This is a genomic window from Ornithinibacillus liuyingii (assembly GCF_055550225.1).
The window spans coordinates 349,539-368,717 of record NZ_JBPWOS010000001.1; the positions used below are offsets into that span (position 1 = coordinate 349,539).

Consider the following 19,179-nt stretch of genomic DNA (forward strand, 5'->3'; position numbering starts at 1 on the left):
CTATTTATACACTTGTTTGCCTTAAATCAATTTCTATTGAAATAATGACGTGATGTGCAAAAACATAATAATTGTAGTAAAATATCGGTAAGATAATGTTGTCTAAGGAGGATTATAATGTCCATTGAATTGAATACTAAAGATGGTCATGTAACTATAACGAATGAAGTTATTGCAACAATTGCTGGTGGTGCAGCTGTTGAATGCTACGGTATTGTTGGAATGGCATCTAAAAGTCAAATCAGAGACGGTATTGCAGAGATTCTTCGTAAGGAAAATTATTCTCGAGGAATCGTAGTTAGACAAGAAGACAATTCCTTACATATTGATATGTATATTATTGTTAGTTACGGTACTAAAATATCTGAAGTTGCACATAATGTACAATCTCAAGTGAAATACACATTGAGTAAAACATTAGGACTTGAAATTGATTCCGTAAATATTTACATACAAGGGGTACGTGTAGCAAAAGATTAATTTTGCTACCCTGCTAAGGGAGGAACTATTGTGGCAGTACAAAAGCTTGACGGTATTATGTTTTCACAAATGGTGCTCACGGGAGCTCACCATTTAACCAATAATGCCAAGAAAATTGATGCTTTAAATGTATTTCCGGTACCAGATGGTGATACAGGAACGAATATGAACTTATCGATGACTTCTGGTGCAAATGAAGTACGCAAAAATAAATCGGAAAGTATTTCTGATGTGGCAAACGCTTTCTCTAAAGGATTGTTAATGGGAGCAAGGGGGAATTCTGGTGTAATTCTTTCCCAGATCTTTAGAGGGTTTGCAAAAGGGATGGATAAAAAGACATCCTTAACAACTAAAGATTTAGCGCTTGCATTTGATTCTGGTGTGCAAACAGCGTATAAGGCTGTAATGAAACCAGTAGAAGGTACCATTCTAACGGTAGCTAAAGATGCTGCGAAAAAAGCGGTAGAAATAGGCGAACAAGAAGATGATGTAATTGTTATGATGGAAAAGGTTCTACAAGAAGCTAAAGCTTCCTTAAAGCGCACACCAGATTTATTACCAGTTCTTAAAGAGGTTGGTGTAGTTGATTCTGGTGGACAAGGTCTTGTAACGGTTTATGAAGGATTTTTATCAGCGTTAAAAGGTGAAGAACTTCCAGATGACGTAGTTGAGATGGATGATATGATAAATGCGGAACATCATAAATCTGCACAGGATTTCATGGATACTTCTGAAATCGAATTTGGTTATTGTACAGAGTTTATGGTGAAATTTGAAGAAGACAAGTTAAAGGAAAATCCTTTTGATGAGTCTGAATTCCGTAATGAATTAAGTCAACATGGTGATTCGCTACTAGTTGTTTCTGACGAGGAAATTGTAAAAGTGCATGTTCACACAGAATATCCTGGTAATGTATTAACGATTGGTCAACGCCATGGTAGCTTAATCAATATGAAGATAGAAAATATGCGTGAACAGCATACTGCTATTGTCGGTGAGCCTGTTAAACCGGCTGCACCAAAAGAGAAAGCAGAGTTCGGAATTGTAACGGTTGCAATGGGTTCTGGCTTAAAGGCATTATTTGAGAGTCTAGGAGCAACAGTAGTAATAGAAGGCGGCCAAACGATGAATCCAAGTACACAAGACATTGCGGATGCAATCAATCAGGCTAATGCCAAGAATGTAATTGTACTACCTAATAATAAAAATATCGTGATGGCTGCAGAGCAAGCGGCTGAATTATCGGAAGTTAATGCTGCTGTAGTTGCAACTAAAACGATTCCACAGGGGATTAGTGCATTGCTCGCATTCCATCCAGAAGAAAATCTTGATGCGAATAAAGCAAATATGCTGGAAGCTAGTTCACATGTAAAAACCGGACAAATTACCTATGCGGTTAGAGATACACAAATTGATGGCATATCCATTGAAAATGGTAACTTCATGGGAATTGCTGAAGGTAAAATTGTAACGACCGATAAAGATCGTCTAGAAGCGGTAAAACAATTATTCCAAGAATTAATTACGGAAGACGATGAAATTCTTACGATTTTATCTGGTGAAGATGTGTCAGAAGAAGAAGTAAATGAATTAGTTAGTTATGTAGAAGAGAATTATGAAGATGTTGAGATAGAAGTACACAATGGAAATCAACCAATTTATTCTTATATTTTCTCTGTTGAGTAATAAGAAAACATTACTTGGGAAGCTGAATAATACAGTTTAATAAAAAAAGAAAACCGAACTTATCTGTCAATCTTTATGAATGACAGATAGTTCGGTTTTCTTTTTAGTTAAATTCTTCTCCGGAAAGAAAATTCTTACAGGGAAAAGGTGAAAAGAAGGACGAAAGAAATTATCGTAAAGGAAAAACCGAATGAAGAGCAAGTGCCCCGCTCCGGAAATATACTTCGCTTTCACTTCCAGTACAGGGGCGACATCTGCTCGAAAAGACCATCGCAGTGTCTACCTTGCCGCCGGGCGGCTGCCTGAGCCTCCTCGTGCTACTTCTTTAGGGGTCTCTCACCTATGCCTATCCTCCCGCAGGAGTCTACGTATATTTCCGGAACTAGTATCGTGTATCATTCGGTTTTACATTTAATTCTTTTCGTTATTTCCTAATCTCTTTTCCTTATATACCTGCTATTTTTAATGCGAAATCACAAATAAATAGTAAAGAGATAACCATAATAGCAGCAGATAATTCTTTTTGTTTACCTAAAGCAAGCTTAACAATTGGATAGGCGATAAAACCAAATGCCATCCCATCAGCAATACTATACGTAAACGGAATCATGACAATAATTAAGAATGCTGGAATAGCCTCTGAAATATTATCTAAAGGAATGTGACGAATATTTTGTACCATTAGAAAGCCTACTATGATTAAGATAGGACTAATTGCTACATTGGGAATCATGGTAATCCAAGGTATTATGAAGATAGTAGCTAGAAATAATAAACTAGCAATTATCGCCGTCATTCCTGTTTTACCTTTAGAAGCAATAACGGCAGCATTTTCAGCTGCAGAAACAGTTGGCGATGTCCCTAAGAAAGCACTTGCAATTGATGAGATTGCAGTCGTTTTATAACCTTTTTGATACGCGCTCTCTCCACGCTTTAACATCGCAAGCTGCCCATTCAGTAGTCCCATATTCTCGAAAATCAATATCATAGCAAGCGGAAATACTGCTAGCCAAAATGAAAGTTCATTTATGGCTGAAAAAGATGGTATAAACACTAGGTTACTACTTACATGATTCATCGTCGTACCAGATTCTATTATGCCAAAACAGTATGCTAATATCGTACCAATTACCATCGTAATCAGAAAGTTAGCTGGTACATTTTTAACAAATAAAAATATCGCGATAAATAATGTTAGGATACTAACTAGAATAGTTGGTGAGCTAAAATCACTGATTGATATAATGGTACTTTCACCATTCGTTATCAAACCACTTTTTTCAAGTCCAATTAATATAAGGAATAGCCCTAACCCAACACTTATACCGTGTTTTAACGAATCTGGTATAGCTTCTTTTAGGAGCAGTCCTACTTTGGTAAATGCTGTTACTAAGAAAAGCAAGGATGCTACTAATACGACAGCGAGCCCTTCTTGGAAGGTTAGTCCATTTCCTTGAATAATGGAATAGGCGAATAAAGCATTAATTCCCATACCAGGTATTAGAATTAGTGGTAATCTACCATATAACCCCATAATCAAGGTGCCAACAAAGCTTGCTAAAATCGTAGCCATCATACCCGCTTCCACCGATATCCCGGCTTCACTTAGGATAGATCCGTTTACAACAACAATATACACTGTTGTTAGATAACCAATAATACCAGCGATTATTTCATTCCGATATGTTTTCTTTGTATACTTGGAAAATATAGGCATGTTAATTCCTAATTTCTTCGTATCCCTCTCCCACCCGATTATAAAATAATTATGTTATTCTATAATCCACAAATGATTATTATAATAGTTTTTGTTATAATTTACAATAGATGTTTAAATTCATAAGAGTATGAAGGCGGTGTCAAGATGAAATACAATTCTGTTTTTGATATTATTGGTCCAGTTATGGTTGGCCCATCAAGTTCGCATACTGCAGGCGCTGCACGTATTGGATTAGCTGCCCGTAATTTGTTTGGAAAACAACCGAAGTGGGCTAAAATATACTTATATGGCTCTTTTGCCAAAACCTATCAAGGGCATGGAACTGACTTTGCTTTAGCTGGTGGACTATTGGGATTTGAGACAGATGATACACGTATGAGAGACGCATTGAATATAGCGAAGGACGAAGGAATTAAAATAGAGTTTATTGAAGATAGTGCGAAGACAGACCATCCTAATACTGTTCGTATGGTCATTGGAGATGAAGAAGAACAATTAGAGATAGTTGGTATATCCATTGGTGGAGGAAAGGTTGAAATTACAGAACTAAATGGCTTTGAGCTTAGGTTATCAGGTAATCATCCAGCTGTACTTATTATGCATAATGATAGATTTGGAGCCATTGCATCGGTAACCAAAATATTAGCGAAGCATGAAATTAACATTGGCCATATGGAAGTTAATCGTAAGGATGTCGGCAAAGAAGCATTAATGGTTATTGAGGTTGACCAAAATGTTGAAGATGATATTCTATTAGAATTAGAAAAGGCTGACCACATCATTCAAATTGCAAAAATCGTTAGCTAAAGGGGAGAATGACCATGTTCCGAACTGTTGCGGAATTAGTAGAAATTGCTGAGAAAGAAAATATATTAATTTCTGAAGTGATGATCCGTCAAGAGATGGATGTTAAAAATAAAACACGTGAAGAAGTATATGCAGAAATGGAAAAGAACCTGCAAGTGATGGAAAAAGCGATAGAAGATAGCTTAAAAGGGGTTCAATCAGTAACTGGTCTAACCGGTGGGGACGCTGTTAAAGTACAAACCTATATGCGAGAGAAGACACCATTATCTGGACACTTAATGCTAGATGCGGTTAGTAAAGCGATGGGAACGAATGAAGTGAACGCTGCAATGGGTGTGATATGTGCTACGCCAACTGCTGGTAGTGCAGGTTGTGTTCCGGGGACTTTATTTGCTGTTAAAGAACAATTGAACCCAACACGTGAACAAATGATTCGCTATTTATTTACGGCTGGGGCATTTGGATTAGTTGTTGCGAATAATGCATTTATTTCTGGCGCAGCAGGTGGATGTCAAGCAGAAGTAGGATCAGCTGGTGCCATGGCTTCCGCTGCGATTGTAGAAATGGCAGGTGGTTCCCCACAGCAATCGGCAGATGCATTTGCCATCACATTAAAAAATATGTTAGGACTTGTATGTGATCCAGTTGCAGGACTTGTTGAAGTCCCATGTGTAAAGCGGAATGCGGGAGGAGCTTCTTTAGCAATTGTCTCAGCTGACTTGGCCTTAGCTGGAGTGACAAGCCGTATCCCATGTGATGAAGTAATTGGTGCGATGTACCGGATTGGAAGACAAATGCCTGTAAGTTTACGTGAAACTGGTGAGGGTGGTTTAGCTGATACACCAACAGGTAGATTTTTAAAAGAAAAGATTTTTGGCTAATGAACATTGTTCTATAATGAGCATTTTGTGTAAAATTCTAGAAAAATGTGAAGAAGATTTTCTAGAAGGTCTGTTTAGAAAGAGTGATAAATTATGCTAGATTATTCTGTATCCGAAGTAAAGGGAATAGGGGAGAAATTTGCAGAGGATTTAATGGCATTAAATATTCATACAGTTGAGGATCTTTTGCTGTATTTTCCTTCAAGATATGATGTTTTAGAAATTCTTCCGCTTAGTGAATTAATTCATGAGGATAAAGTAACGATTGAGGGAAGGGTACTAAACACCCCTTCTCTTTCCTATTTTGGAAGGAAAAAATCCCGCCTTTCGTTTAATGTTGAGGTAGAAAATATTGCCGTTAAAGTGGTGATGTTTAACCGTGCATTCGCGAAGAAGCAACTTAATGTAGGGGATATCGTTACATTAACCGGAAAGTGGGATGCCCATCGCTTACAAATAACTGTCAGTAACTATCAAAAAGGCTCCATGGAAAAATCCTCCGATATACAACCAATCTATTCTGTTAGAGGCGATGTAACAACTTTTCGACTTAAAAAGGCTATTCAACAAGCTATCCAAGATTTCGGAGACAAAGTGGAAGAGATTTTACCTCCTGATATGATAACAGCCTATAAGATCCCGACTCGTAACCATGCGATTAAAACCATGCACTTCCCCGAGAGCCGAACCGCTTTAAAGCATGCAAGAAGAAGATTTACGTATGAAGAATTTCTATTGTTTCAATTGAAAATACAGCTATTACGAAAACGTCGTAGAGAGGCTTCCATGGGGAATGCACAACATTATGATGAGGTTAAAGTGGCAAATTTCATTAAAGGATTCCCGTTTTCTTTAACAAATGCACAAACTAAATCATTAAATCAAATTTTATCGGATATGAAATCTCCCTATCGAATGAATCGATTACTACAAGGGGATGTTGGATCAGGGAAAACAGCTGTAGCTGCTATTGGACTCTATGCTACTATTACGGCAACTAAGCAGGGTGCCTTAATGGTCCCGACGGAAATATTAGCAGAACAGCATTACCAATCTCTAAAGGAAATGTTTGGAGAGCTGGCAAGAGTAGAGCTACTTACGGGATCTGTAAAAGGGAAGAAGCGAAAAGAGATTTTAGCAGATCTGCAAAATCACCAAGTTGATATACTGGTAGGTACCCATGCACTAATCCAGGATGAGGTGCATTTTGCTGATTTAGGTCTTGTTGTAGTAGATGAACAGCATCGATTTGGGGTTGAGCAAAGACGAGCACTCTCTAGTAAAGGATTACATCCGGATGTGTTGTTTATGACTGCTACTCCAATTCCACGGACACTTGCTATTACGGCGTTTGGTGATATGGATGTGTCGGTCATTGATGAAATGCCTGCTGGGCGAAAGGAAATAGAAACCTATTGGACGAAGGCAAATACGTTCGAACGTGTACTAGGATTTATAGAAAACCATATTAAAGCTGGTGAACAAGCCTACATCATTTGTCCGCTTATTGAAGAGTCAGACAAACTAGATATTCAGGATGCTGTTGATTTATACAATCAATTAGTTGATTTTTATCCACCATCTATACGTGTCGGACTGATGCATGGGAGATTGCATCCAACCGAAAAGGATCAAGTGATGAAAGAATTTGCAGCTAATGAAGTTCAAGTACTCGTTTCTACCACAGTGGTAGAAGTGGGTGTTAATGTGCCAAATGCGACCATTATGGTCATTTATGACGCAGAACGATTTGGACTATCGCAATTACATCAATTACGAGGAAGAGTTGGTAGAGGAGATAAGCAAAGCTATTGTATTCTAATTGCTGACCCGAAAAGTGAGACAGGTAAAGAGCGAATGCGGATTATGACCGAAACGAATAATGGTTTCGAGTTATCAGAGCAGGATTTAAAATTACGTGGTCCAGGGGATTTCTTTGGAACGAAGCAGAGTGGAATACCAGATTTTAAAGTGGCAGATATGATTCATGATTATCGAGCACTTGAAACGGCGAGAAATGATGCTGCAGAAATTATCCAATTTAACTTATTGGAGGAAGACCCTAAATACGTTAAATTAAGGAATTTTCTAGATAATGAAGGGGTATTTGATACAGTGCTTGACTAACTCTTACTTGCATAATTTCATCATGTAATATATATTACTATTAGTACCAAGTCATAATAGCAACAATTATTACCCTAAAATATAGAAAAGTGGATGGTGCTTTGATGAGGATACCGAAAGTAAAGAGACAAGAAAAATTAAAAGAAACAATTGAAGAGACTCCATTTATAACCGATGAGGAATTGGCAAAAAAATTTGATGTAAGTATTCAAACTATCCGTCTTGACCGAATGGAATTATCCATTCCAGAGTTAAGGGAAAGAATAAAAACAGTAGCAAAGCATCAGTGGAATGAAACCGTCAGATCTTTGCCACTAGAAGATGTTATTGGGGAAATTATCGACTTAGAGTTAGATAATCGAGCAATCTCGATTTTAGATATAGGACGAGAACATGTTTTTACAAGAAATAATATTGCAAGAGGACATCATTTGTTTGCACAGGCTAATTCATTGGCTGTTGCAGTTATGAATGATGAGCTTGCCCTAACAGCAAAATCTGTCCTTAACTTTAAGAGACAGGTTCGACAAGGGGAAAGAGTCGTCGCGAAAGCCTTTGTACAAGGTACAGATGAAAAAGGGCTAACGTTAGTACAGGTTGATAGTTTTGTAGATAGTGAAAAAGTCTTTTCTGGCGAATTCCATATGTATCGGTCAACCGATAAAAAGGAGAATAACCTATGAGAATTGCAATTGACGCTATGGGAGGCGATCATGCACCGAAAGAAATCGTATTAGGTGCAATGGATGCTGTCCAAGATATAAAGAACTTACAGATTACATTGGTTGGTGATGAGGAAAAAATCAATCAGTACTTAACGAACTCAGAACGAATTGAGATTTTACATACAGATGAAGTTATTACTGGAGATGATGAGCCAGTTCGCGCGGTAAGAAGAAAGAAAAATTCATCTATGGTAAAGGCAGCGGCTGAAGTGAAAGAGGGACGAGCAGATGCATGTATATCTGCTGGTAATACGGGTGCCTTAATGAGTGCAGGTCTGTTTGTTATCGGAAGAATACCTGGGATAGATCGTCCGGCATTAAGTCCGACCCTGCCGACATTAGAAGGGGAAGGCTTCTTAATGTTGGATGTCGGTGCAAATGTGGATGCAAAGCCAAACCATTTGCTGCAGTACGCGATTATGGGTTCAGTTTACGCTGAAAAGGTACGTTCGATAAAAAATCCACGAGTTGGCTTATTAAACATTGGTACTGAAGATGGAAAAGGGAACGAGCTAACGAAGAAAGCATTCGAATTAATGAAAAAAGCCCCGATTAACTTTGTTGGTAATGTGGAAGCAAGGGACTTATTAAACGGAGTCGCAGATGTAGTCATTACTGATGGCTTTAGTGGAAATGTTGCATTAAAGACGATTGAAGGAACAGCTTCTGTACTATTTTCTATGATTAAAGAAACCTTTATGTCCTCACTTAAAACAAAGCTAGCGGCAGGCTTAGTGAAAAAGGACTTAAAAGGATTAAAAGATAAACTAGATTATTCTGAGTATGGTGGGGCAGCATTATTTGGATTAGCAGCTCCTGTTGTAAAGGCACATGGTTCTTCTAACCACCGAGCAATCTATAGTGCCATAAAGCAGACCTGCCATATGGTCGACCACCATGTCATAGAGACCATTAAAGAAACAGTGGAGTCGATGCAAGTGGATGAGGAGGAAACAGAATGAAAAAAGTAGCATTTATGTTCCCAGGACAAGGATCGCAAACGGTTGGTATGGGGAAGGAAATTCATGATGCGTATGAGAGTGTTCAAAACCTATATACAAAAGCTAATGAAGTATTAGGGAAAGATTTACGTTCTTTGATGTTTGAAGGACCGTCAGAGAAGTTGACTGAAACAGAAAATGCACAACCTGCTTTATTACTTTCTAGTATCGCACTACAGAATTTACTAGAACAAGAGGGAATTCAATCATCTATGGTAGTCGGGCACAGTCTTGGAGAGTATAGTGCTTTAGTAGCTGCTAAAGCAATGACACTAGAAGAAGCTCTGCCATTAGTTAGCACACGTGGTCGCTTAATGGAACAAGCATTTCCAAAAGGGCAAGGGACCATGGCAGCCGTGTTAGGTTTATCGGTAGAGACGATCCAAGAAGTAGTTGATTCGATTACGGAAGAGATTGTGGACGTTGCGAACATCAATTGTCCAGGACAGATTGTTATTTCTGGTTCTGTTGCAGGAATCGAGGAAGCAAGTAACAAGTTAAAAGAAAAAGGCGCTAAACGGGTAATCCCGCTAAATGTCAGTGGTCCATTTCATTCAAGATTAATGGAAGTAGCTAATAATGATTTTGCGACATACTTGAACCAAGTGAACATAAAGAATGCCGAGATTCCTGTCTATGCAAATGTTACAGCAAATCCTGTTAATGACCAAAACGAAATAAAGGAATTACTTTTAAAACAGCTATATTCACCAGTTCGCTTTGAGGAATCGATTCGAAATATGATGCAAACCGATGTTGAGGCATTTGTAGAAGTAGGAACTGGAAAAGTACTTAGTGGATTAGTAAAGAAAATCGATCGAAAAGCTACGATATTTACTGTTCAAGACCAAGCATCTTTAAATGATTTTATTACATGGTATCGAGGTGAAGCGTAATGTTACAAGGGAAAACGGCAATCATCACAGGTGGTTCAAGAGGAATCGGAAGAGCTATAGCATTAGAATTAGCGGAAAAGGGTGCTAATGTGGTCGTAAACTATGCTGGTAATGAGGCAAAGGCACAGGCTGTTGTTGAGGAAGTCATCGCATTAGGTGCTAACGCAATAAAATTCCAAGCGGATGTTGCAGATGAAGAACAAGTAAAAGATATGATAAAATTAACCATCGAAACATTTGGTAGTGTTGATATTCTTGTAAATAATGCTGGGATTACAAAAGACAATTTACTAATGAGAATGAAAGAGTCTGAATTTGACCAAGTTATTAATACAAATTTAAAAGGTGTCTTTGTTTGCACGAAGTCTGTAACACGTCAAATGATGAAGCAACGTTCTGGTAGAATTATTAATGTGGCATCTATTGTAGGTGTAAGTGGTAATCCTGGCCAAGCAAATTATGTAGCTGCTAAAGCGGGTGTCATTGGACTAACGAAAACGACGGCTAAGGAACTAGCTAGTCGTAATATATTAGTAAATGCAGTAGCTCCTGGTTTTATATCAACGGATATGACGGATGCATTAACAGAGGAACAAACTGAAGGTATGCTAAGTATGATTCCTCTCGCAAAACTTGGCGAACCGGAAGATGTTGCTAAAGTAGTACGCTTTCTAGCATCTGATGATGCAAACTATATTACAGGACAGACCATTCTTATCGATGGCGGTATGGTCATGTAATCGGTATAATACTTTGAAGGGAGGTGAACGTTAATGGCAGACGTATTTGAAAAGGTAAAAGAAATTATTGTTGATAAACTTGATGTAGAAGAGTCAAAAGTAACAATGGAAGCATCTTTTAAAGATGATTTAGAAGCAGATTCATTAGACGTAGTTGAGCTTGTAATGGAGCTTGAAGACGAATTCGATATGGAAATTGCTGATGAAGAAGCAGAAAAAATTAACACTGTTGGTGATGCTGTAAATTACATAAAGGATTTACAGGGCTAATATAATACATGTTTAAGGTCTCGCTAATGCGAGACTTTTCTATATATCAACAAGAGGTGGCAAGTATCTATGGATCGAAAAAAGTTAGAACAGATGCTTCAAATAGAATTTCAAAATATTGATGTAATCAGGCAAGCATTTACCCATTCATCTTATGTGAATGAGCATCGTGACATAAACACTTCTGATAATGAACGTTTAGAGTTTTTGGGGGATGCAGTTTTAGAACTCGGAGTTTCACAATACTTATATCGAAAATATCCTCAAATGCCTGAAGGGGAAATGACTAAATTACGTGCTGCTATTGTTTGTGAACCTTCATTAGAAACGTTTGCACGTAGCTTAAATTTTGGTGATCATATCCTTTTAGGTAAGGGAGAAGAGATGACGGGTGGAAGAAACCGTCCCGCTTTATTGGCAGATGTTTTTGAAGCTTTTTTAGGGGCTTTGTATTTAGATAAAGGATTTGACACAGCCTTACATTTTCTAGAAAAACACGTATTTCCTAAAATTGACACTGGTGCTTTTTCGCATGGGATGGATTATAAGAGTAAGCTTCAGGAGATAGTTCAGCAAGACAAAAATCAAACCATCGAATATCAAATTATAGAGGAAAAAGGTCCTTCACATAATAAAGAGTTTGTAGCAGAGCTGCGTATTAATGATAAAGTACTTGGCTCGGGGATCGGCCGTACCAAAAAGGAAGCAGAGCAGCGTGCAGCAAAAAATGCGCTAGATCAACTTGGAGTATAAAAAGAGGTTGCCCTACTTTAGAATGTCCTGTTATAAAGGTTACATTTCAATGTAGGGCAACCCCTTTTTTATGTACCATTTTATAGTCTTACTTTTCTAAGTTCCTCAATGAAGGCCTGGGTTTCTAATGCGGATAGATTCCCTTTCTTAACAACCATATCATACATAAATTTAATATCCTCATATTTTGAAAGGTCATAGTCCTCAGGGTCAAATAAAGAGCGATTCACTACGGATAAGTGATCTGCTAATTCGTTTAAAAGGTATGTAAGATTTTCAATTGTAGGGTTTTTTAAATTCATTTTCCACCTCTATGGTTAATAATAATGTGTTGATATGTTATGTACACTTCTTTTGTTTCCGTCTTTATGATAAAATAAATGCATTAAAAAGCCAATCCATATGGTTTATTATACTATATGCTAATGGAATCTTACCTTGTTAACCGTCTATATGCTCAATAGTTATGTCTCATATTAATTGAGGTATACTAGACACAGTTCATAGGATAATTATTATAGTGATAGTTTAACATATCATGGTAAAAAGAGAAAAAGGGAAAATGGAATCGAGCTTACATATTTTGGAGAGATTCGTTTCCGGTAGGAGAATGTTTATGTTTTTGAAACGTTTAGAAAGTGTTGGATTTAAATCTTTTGCAGAACGGATAAATGTTGACTTTGTGCCAGGGGTTACCGCGGTTGTTGGCCCTAATGGGAGTGGCAAAAGTAATATTACCGATGCTATCCGTTGGGTATTAGGGGAGCAGTCTGCAAAGTCACTACGTGGTTCAAAAATGGAAGATATTATTTTCCAAGGTAGTGATACTAGAAAACCGTTAAATATAGCAGAAGTAACGCTAGTACTTGATAATAGTGATCAAGCTCTACCGCTTGATTACGAAGAAGTTAGTGTAACAAGACGAGTTTATCGTTCTGGCGAAAGCGAATTTTATATTAATAAACAATCTTGTCGATTAAAGGATATCGTAGACTTATTTCTTGATTCTGGCTTAGGAAAAGAAGCTTTTTCTATTATAAGTCAAGGGAAAGTAGAGGAAATTTTAAGCTCTAAAGCAGAAGAAAGACGGACCATTTTTGAAGAAGCAGCTGGTGTGCTTAAATATAAACAACGTAAAAAGAAGGCAGAATATAAACTTGCCGAAACACAAGAAAATTTAAACCGCGTAGAAGATATTATATATGAAATAGAGAATCAGCTAGAGCCCTTACAAAGGCAAGCAGAAACAGCAAAAGAATATTTAAAGCAAAAGGATTTACTAAAAACTCAAGAAATATCGTTATTAATCACGGAAATCGAATTATTACATGAAGAATGGCAAGAGCTTTTAAAAGAAATAGACGCTGAAAAGTTGGATGAGATTGCCCTCAAAACACAAATTCAGAAGAAAGAAGCTAGCTTGGCTTCTGCTCGTGAAGAAGTAGAGCGGATGGATGATCAGATTAATGAATTACAAGAACGCCTACTGACAACGACCCAGCAGCTGGAACAATATGAGGGAAGGAAACAAGTATTCCACGAGCGTACAAAGCATTTCTCAGAAAATAAAGAAAAGCTAGTAATGCAGAAGCGTGAAGCAGAGGAACAGATAACCAATTTAGAGTCTGAGCTATTAGAGGAAACAGAGAAATTAGCTACGCTTCAAGAAGAGAAGAAAAAAACGAAAAAACTAGTTGAAGAGTTAAAGACAAGGTTAACAACAGATAAAGATAGTCTAGTTGATCAAATCGAAGAGCTTAAATCGGAATATATCGAATTCCTTAATAAGCAGGCAGCCAAGAGAAATGAAAGGCAATCAATTGCACAACAAGTACAGCAAATTAATGCCAAAAAAGATAAGCAAGCTGATAAGTTCCAGGATTTAATTGATCTAAGAGAAAGTTATTCGGAGCAATTACAGACACTCCATCAATTGGTAGAATCCTCAGAGGCTGAATATCGTCACGAAGAGGAGTCATTACGAAATTTAAAGAAAGAAATTGAAACTAAGCGTGATAAGTACCAGGAATCACAAACAAAACTATATCAAGGCTATCAATATATTGAAAAATTAAAATCGAAAAAAGAAATGCTTGAAGATATGAAAGAAGATTTTCAAGGGTTCTTTCAAGGTGTTAAAGCAGTTTTGAAGGCTAGAGAAGATGGGAATTTATCTGCAATTCATGGAGCTGTCATTGAGCTCATGGACGTTCCGAAGGCGTATATTACCGCAATCGAAACTGTACTTGGTGGGCAAGCGCAGCATATTGTTGTGCAAAATGATGCTTCAGCAAGACAGGCAATTTCTTGGTTAAAGCAAACAAATAATGGGCGAGCAACGTTTTTACCATTAGAATCCATTCAACCAAGATATATACCGCAAGATATATTGAATCAAATTAGAACACATTCAGGATTTGTTGGGATAGCAGGACAATTGGTAACAACGAACCCCTCTTATCAAAAAGCAATAGACCATTTAATGGGGCATGTTGTGATTGCAAAAACTCTAAAAGATGCGAACGAAATTGCCCGTATGGTTATGCGAAAGTATCGAATTGTTACCCTTGAGGGGGATGTTGTAAACCCTGGTGGATCAATGTCTGGTGGTGCACAAAAGAAAACAAATTCGTCCCTTTTCACCAGAGAAAAGGATCTCCAGGAGCTTACGGAAAAGCTACAGGATTATGAACTTAAGGCGCAAGATTTTGAACGACAAGTTAAGATGCAAAAGCAATTATTGGCAGATCTAGAACAGCAACTGAACCTAAGGGAACAAAGCCTTAGTGAAAAACAACAAGTGTTACAAGAGGCAAAATCGAATCACAAGGAAATAGAATTAAAGCTTGCATCTCTTTCAGAAAATCTTTCTGTATATGATCAGGATAAACAACAGTATGACCGGGATTTAGCTGAATTGGAGAACCGTGATCAAGAGTTGCGTTCAGAACTTATAGCGATTGAAGAAAGCTTACAATCCTTCCAAGCGCAAATTGATATGTTGTCCAAGCAGGAACTAGAATTAAAGGAAAATCAAGATCAAATACAACAAGACTATCATCACTATCAAGTTCTACTTGCTGAACAAGAAGAACGTGTAAAAAACCAACAAGAGAAGTCCAATATTCTGAAAGAACGATTAACAGAACTAACAGAGCGTTTTACCAAAATTGCTGAAGAGTTAGAAGAGCTTATCAGTATTTCACAATCGAATGAGACAGAAGAGGAAATCAATGAAAAATTAATAGAGAAAAGCAAAGAAAAAGAAGCTATAACGTTATCGATTCAAGAGATGCGTTCAGATAGAATGGTTCGTACACAGCAAATGCAGGATGAAGAACGAGAATTAAAAGAAGAAAGCAAGAAACATCATGGCCTATTACAGCATATTCAACAAAAGGAAGTAAAAGCAAATCGTATTGATGTGGAACTTGAAAATCGTTTATCTTTATTACAAACAGAATATATGATGACATATGAAAGAGCGAAAAAAGAATTCGAGAAGGTTGAGAATGTCGAAGAAGCGAAGCATAATGTAAGTGAAATTAAAGCGAGACTTGAGCGCTTAGGTAATGTTAATATCGGAGCAATCGATGAATATGATCGTATTTCTGAGCGATATACATTCCTAACGGATCAACGAAATGATTTAGTTGAAGCAAAGCAAACCTTATTTGCTGTTATTAAAGAAATGGACGAAGAGATGGAACACTTATTTAGTACAACCTTTGGACAAATAAAAGATGAATTTGCCATTGTATTTAAAGAACTTTTCGGTGGTGGTCATGCCGAGTTAAAGCTTACCGACCCGAAAAATTTATTAGATACAGGTGTTGACATTATTGCACAACCACCAGGTAAGAAGCTTCAAAATTTAGGACTGCTCTCCGGTGGAGAACGTGCACTAACCGCTATCGCATTGTTATTTGCTATCTTAAGGGTACGTCCAGTACCGTTTTGTGTCCTGGATGAAGTGGAAGCGGCCCTTGATGAAGCAAATGTTGTCCGTTTCGCAAAATATGTTAAACATTATAGTGAGAATACACAGTTTATCGTCATTACACACCGACAAGGTACTATGGAACAGGCAGATGTATTATATGGGGTAACGATGCAAGAATCTGGAGTGTCCCGACTAGTATCCGTGCGTTTAGAAGAAACGAAAGAGCTTATACAATCATAAAGGGGTGTCATATACATGGGCTTTTTACAAAAGTTAAAAAATAAATTTAAACAAGATAATCAAGAAGAAGTCTCGACTAAGTATAAAGAAGGAATGGAGAAAACGAGAAAGTCATTCTCTGGTAGAATCAATGATTTAATAGCACGGTATCGTAAGGTAGATGAAGATTTTTTTGAAGAATTAGAAGAGGTATTAATCACTGCCGATGTCGGTGTTATGACCGTTATGGATTTAATTGAAGAGCTAAAATTCGAAGTACAACGTCGTAATATTAAAGATACAGAAGAAGTAAAGGAAGTTATCTCAGAGAAATTAGTCGATATTTATTATGGCGATGATGATCAAGAAATTGAGACATTAAATATACAAAAAGAAGGACTTTCTGTCGTTTTAGTAGTTGGTGTTAATGGAGTAGGGAAAACAACCTCGATTGGTAAATTAGCACATAAATTGAAAGCAGAAGGAAAAAACGTCATGCTTGCCGCTGGAGATACATTCCGAGCAGGGGCGATAGAACAGTTAGAGGTCTGGGGAGATCGTGCAGGTGTTGATGTAATCAAGCAATCTGCTGGAAGTGACCCGGCAGCAGTTATTTTTGATGCAATAAAAGCGGCTAAATCTAGAGATGTTGATGTGCTATTATGTGATACAGCAGGTAGGCTACAAAATAAGGTCAACCTGATGAACGAATTATCGAAAGTTAAACGAGTAATAGAAAGAGAAATTCCAGGAGCTCCCCATGAAGTGCTTTTAGTATTGGACGCAACAACCGGTCAAAATGCACTTAGTCAGGCAAAGACTTTTTCAGAAGCTACAGATGTTAGTGGGATTGTGCTAACAAAACTAGATGGAACTGCTAAAGGTGGTATTGTTCTTGCAATTAGGCATGAACTTCACATACCCGTAAAGTTTGTTGGACTTGGAGAAAAAGCAGAAGACTTACAAAAGTTTGATGCAAATGCATTTGTATATGGGTTATTTGCTGATATTTTAGATGAATCAAACGAGGATTAGAACGGTCTTCTACTTGCAAAAGGTTCATCTGTTCGTTAAGATAAAATGTAAAGGTAATTCACTTAACAAGGGGTGATGAAATGCTCGAGAAAACGACAAGAATGAATTATTTATTAGATTTTTACCAAGCATTACTGACACCCAAGCAACGTAGCTATATGGAAATGTACTATCTTGAGGACTATTCGTTGGGGGAAATATCAGAAGAAGCAAATGTTTCCAGGCAAGCAGTATATGATAATATTAAGCGTACTGAAGCAATGCTAGAGTCCTATGAAGAGAAACTACATTTGTATGAAAAGTTTGAGCAAAGAATGAAGATCATCCAGCAAATAGAAAGCTATATATCAGATATAGAAGATGATAAGCTTCATCAGTATATGAACCAATTAAAAGACTTAGATTAGGGGGACACCTTCTATGGCATTCGAAGGATTAGCCGAGCGCCTACAAAGTACGATAAAGAAAATTACCGGAAAAGGGAAAGTTTCTGAACAAGACGTTAAAGAAATGACCCGTGAAATTCGCTTAGCACTATTGGAAGCAGATGTTAACTTTAAAGTGGTCAAGGATTTAATTAAACGTATTAAAGAACGTGCAGTGGGGCAAGAGGTAATGGAGAGCCTTACACCTGGCCAACAGGTTATTAAGGTAGTGAAAGAAGAATTAACCGAGCTTATGGGAGGCGAGCAAAGTAAAATAGCCGTAAGTGACCGTCCACCAACCGTCATCATGATGGTTGGATTACAGGGTGCTGGTAAAACAACGACAACAGGAAAACTAGCGAACCTATTAAGAAAAAAACATAATCGCTCGCCATTATTAGTTGCCTGTGATGTGTATCGACCTGCTGCAATTAAACAATTGGAAACACTTGGCGGACAGCTAGATATGCCGGTCTTCTCTATGGGGACAGAAGCAAAACCAGTTGATATCGCTAAGAAGGCAATTGAAAAGGCTAAAGAGGAACACCGTGATTATGTGCTGATTGACACGGCTGGTAGACTTCATGTAGACACGGAGTTAATGGGTGAATTAGATGAAATTAAAGCCGCTGTTAAACCAGATGAAATCTTCCTAGTTGTAGACGCAATGACTGGTCAAGACGCTGTGAATGTAGCAGAGAGCTTTAACGACCAGTTAGATGTTACCGGTGTTGTTTTAACGAAACTAGACGGTGATACTCGTGGTGGTGCTGCACTTTCCATTAGAGCAGTTACAGGTAAAGCAATTAAATTTGCCGGTATGGGTGAAAAGCTGGATCAATTAGAGCCATTTCATCCAGAACGTATGGCATCACGTATATTAGGAATGGGTGATGTGCTAACACTAATTGAGAAGGCACAAGCATCAGTAGATGAAAAGCAAGCAAAAGCGTTAGAAGAAAAAATGAGAAATGCAAGCTTTACATTTGATGACTTTTTAGAGCAGATGGGTCAAGTGAAGCAAATGGGTCCACTTGATGATTTATTAGCGATGATACCTGGAGCTAATAAAATGAAGGGTCTTAAAAATGTACAAATCGATGATAAGCAGCTTGTCCATGTAGAGGCAATCATTAAGTCCATGACAAAGAAAGAACGTCAGGATCCAAGTATAATGAATGCCAGCCGTAAGAAAAGAATTGCCAAAGGCTCTGGTACATCTGTATCTCAAGTAAACAGGCTATTAAAGCAATTTGACGAGATGAAAAAAATGATGAAACAGATGACGAATATGCAAAAAGGAAAGAAAGGAAAAGGATTTAAGCTTCCTTTCAATCCGTTTTAAAATTTAGAAATACCCTTGATTTATAAGTGGTTTTCAACTATTATAATAGATGTAATGTAAAAACACTTTACAGACTTTCAAGTTTTTGATAAAATCAATTCTTGTGAAGAACATATTAATGGAGGT

Annotated in this window: 17 protein-coding genes; 15 read left to right on the plus strand and 2 right to left on the minus strand. The window is 37.5% G+C overall.

All coding sequences use genetic code 11. The features are described 5' to 3' along the window. Positions 1-117: 117 nt before the first annotated feature. The gene (locus ACSKT4_RS01750; protein WP_186868632.1) at positions 118-480 is read left to right on the plus strand and encodes an Asp23/Gls24 family envelope stress response protein; all 363 of its coding nucleotides are present in this window, start codon (positions 118-120) and stop codon (positions 478-480) included. A 30-nt stretch (positions 481-510) separates the two neighbouring features. Next, complete coding sequence (locus ACSKT4_RS01755) at positions 511-2,166, plus strand: DAK2 domain-containing protein (protein ID WP_186868633.1); 1,656 nt, start codon at positions 511-513, stop codon at positions 2,164-2,166. 445 nt (positions 2,167-2,611) lie between these two features. On the opposite strand, the gene ACSKT4_RS01760 is transcribed toward ACSKT4_RS01755, so the two are convergent. Further along, entirely contained in the window at positions 2,612-3,883 is a 1,272-nt protein-coding gene (locus ACSKT4_RS01760; RefSeq protein ID WP_465822728.1) for an NCS2 family permease, read from the minus strand. A 147-nt stretch (positions 3,884-4,030) separates the two neighbouring features. On the opposite strand from ACSKT4_RS01760, the gene sdaAB reads away from it, so the two are divergent. From sdaAB to rnc, 9 genes are all read left to right on the plus strand, one after another. Next, the gene (sdaAB, locus tag ACSKT4_RS01765) at positions 4,031-4,693 is read left to right on the plus strand and encodes an L-serine ammonia-lyase, iron-sulfur-dependent subunit beta (protein ID WP_465822729.1); all 663 of its coding nucleotides are present in this window, start codon (positions 4,031-4,033) and stop codon (positions 4,691-4,693) included. 14 nt (positions 4,694-4,707) lie between these two features. After that, positions 4,708-5,574, plus strand: a complete 867-nt coding sequence (sdaAA, locus tag ACSKT4_RS01770; protein ID WP_186868636.1) for an L-serine ammonia-lyase, iron-sulfur-dependent, subunit alpha — start codon at positions 4,708-4,710, stop codon at positions 5,572-5,574. A 93-nt stretch (positions 5,575-5,667) separates the two neighbouring features. Further along, complete coding sequence (gene recG, locus ACSKT4_RS01775; protein WP_465822730.1) at positions 5,668-7,701, plus strand: ATP-dependent DNA helicase RecG; 2,034 nt, start codon at positions 5,668-5,670, stop codon at positions 7,699-7,701. Between the two features lie 104 nt (positions 7,702-7,805). Continuing rightward, a complete protein-coding gene (gene fapR / locus ACSKT4_RS01780; protein WP_211741497.1) occupies positions 7,806-8,384 on the plus strand; it encodes a transcription factor FapR in 579 nt (192 codons plus the stop codon). Continuing rightward, on the plus strand, positions 8,381-9,388 hold the full coding sequence (gene plsX, locus ACSKT4_RS01785; RefSeq protein ID WP_186868639.1) for a phosphate acyltransferase PlsX: 1,008 nt from the start codon (positions 8,381-8,383) through the stop codon (positions 9,386-9,388). The genes fapR and plsX overlap by 4 nt, the downstream gene beginning before the upstream one ends. Then, positions 9,385-10,323 (plus strand): ACP S-malonyltransferase, encoded by a 939-nt coding sequence (fabD, locus tag ACSKT4_RS01790; protein ID WP_186868640.1) that lies wholly within the window; start codon positions 9,385-9,387, stop codon positions 10,321-10,323. The genes plsX and fabD overlap by 4 nt, the downstream gene beginning before the upstream one ends. After that, on the plus strand, positions 10,323-11,063 hold the full coding sequence (fabG, locus tag ACSKT4_RS01795) for a 3-oxoacyl-[acyl-carrier-protein] reductase (RefSeq protein WP_465822732.1): 741 nt from the start codon (positions 10,323-10,325) through the stop codon (positions 11,061-11,063). The genes fabD and fabG overlap by 1 nt, the downstream gene beginning before the upstream one ends. Positions 11,064-11,096: 33 nt before the next feature. Further along, on the plus strand, positions 11,097-11,333 hold the full coding sequence (gene acpP / locus ACSKT4_RS01800) for an acyl carrier protein (RefSeq protein WP_186868642.1): 237 nt from the start codon (positions 11,097-11,099) through the stop codon (positions 11,331-11,333). 69 nt (positions 11,334-11,402) lie between these two features. Next, complete coding sequence (gene rnc / locus ACSKT4_RS01805) at positions 11,403-12,086, plus strand: ribonuclease III (protein WP_186868643.1); 684 nt, start codon at positions 11,403-11,405, stop codon at positions 12,084-12,086. 80 nt (positions 12,087-12,166) lie between these two features. Here rnc and ACSKT4_RS01810 read toward each other — a convergent pair whose 3' ends face one another. Next, the gene (locus ACSKT4_RS01810) at positions 12,167-12,388 is read right to left on the minus strand and encodes a DUF1128 domain-containing protein (protein WP_186868644.1); all 222 of its coding nucleotides are present in this window, start codon (positions 12,386-12,388) and stop codon (positions 12,167-12,169) included. Positions 12,389-12,702: 314 nt separating this feature from the next. Here ACSKT4_RS01810 and smc point away from each other — a divergent pair, with 314 nt between their 5' ends. The 4 genes from smc (at position 12,703) to ffh (ending at position 19,053) form a co-directional block, all read left to right on the plus strand. Beyond that, positions 12,703-16,269, plus strand: a complete 3,567-nt coding sequence (gene smc / locus ACSKT4_RS01815) for a chromosome segregation protein SMC (RefSeq protein WP_465822734.1) — start codon at positions 12,703-12,705, stop codon at positions 16,267-16,269. A 15-nt stretch (positions 16,270-16,284) separates the two neighbouring features. Then, positions 16,285-17,283 carry a signal recognition particle-docking protein FtsY gene (gene ftsY, locus ACSKT4_RS01820; protein WP_186868646.1) on the plus strand — a complete coding sequence of 333 codons (999 nt, stop codon included), beginning with the start codon at positions 16,285-16,287 and terminating at the stop codon, positions 17,281-17,283. 80 nt (positions 17,284-17,363) lie between these two features. Then, complete coding sequence (locus ACSKT4_RS01825; protein ID WP_186868647.1) at positions 17,364-17,690, plus strand: putative DNA-binding protein; 327 nt, start codon at positions 17,364-17,366, stop codon at positions 17,688-17,690. Between the two features lie 13 nt (positions 17,691-17,703). Beyond that, a complete protein-coding gene (gene ffh, locus ACSKT4_RS01830; protein WP_186868648.1) occupies positions 17,704-19,053 on the plus strand; it encodes a signal recognition particle protein in 1,350 nt (449 codons plus the stop codon). The last annotated feature ends 126 nt before the right edge of the window (positions 19,054-19,179 follow it).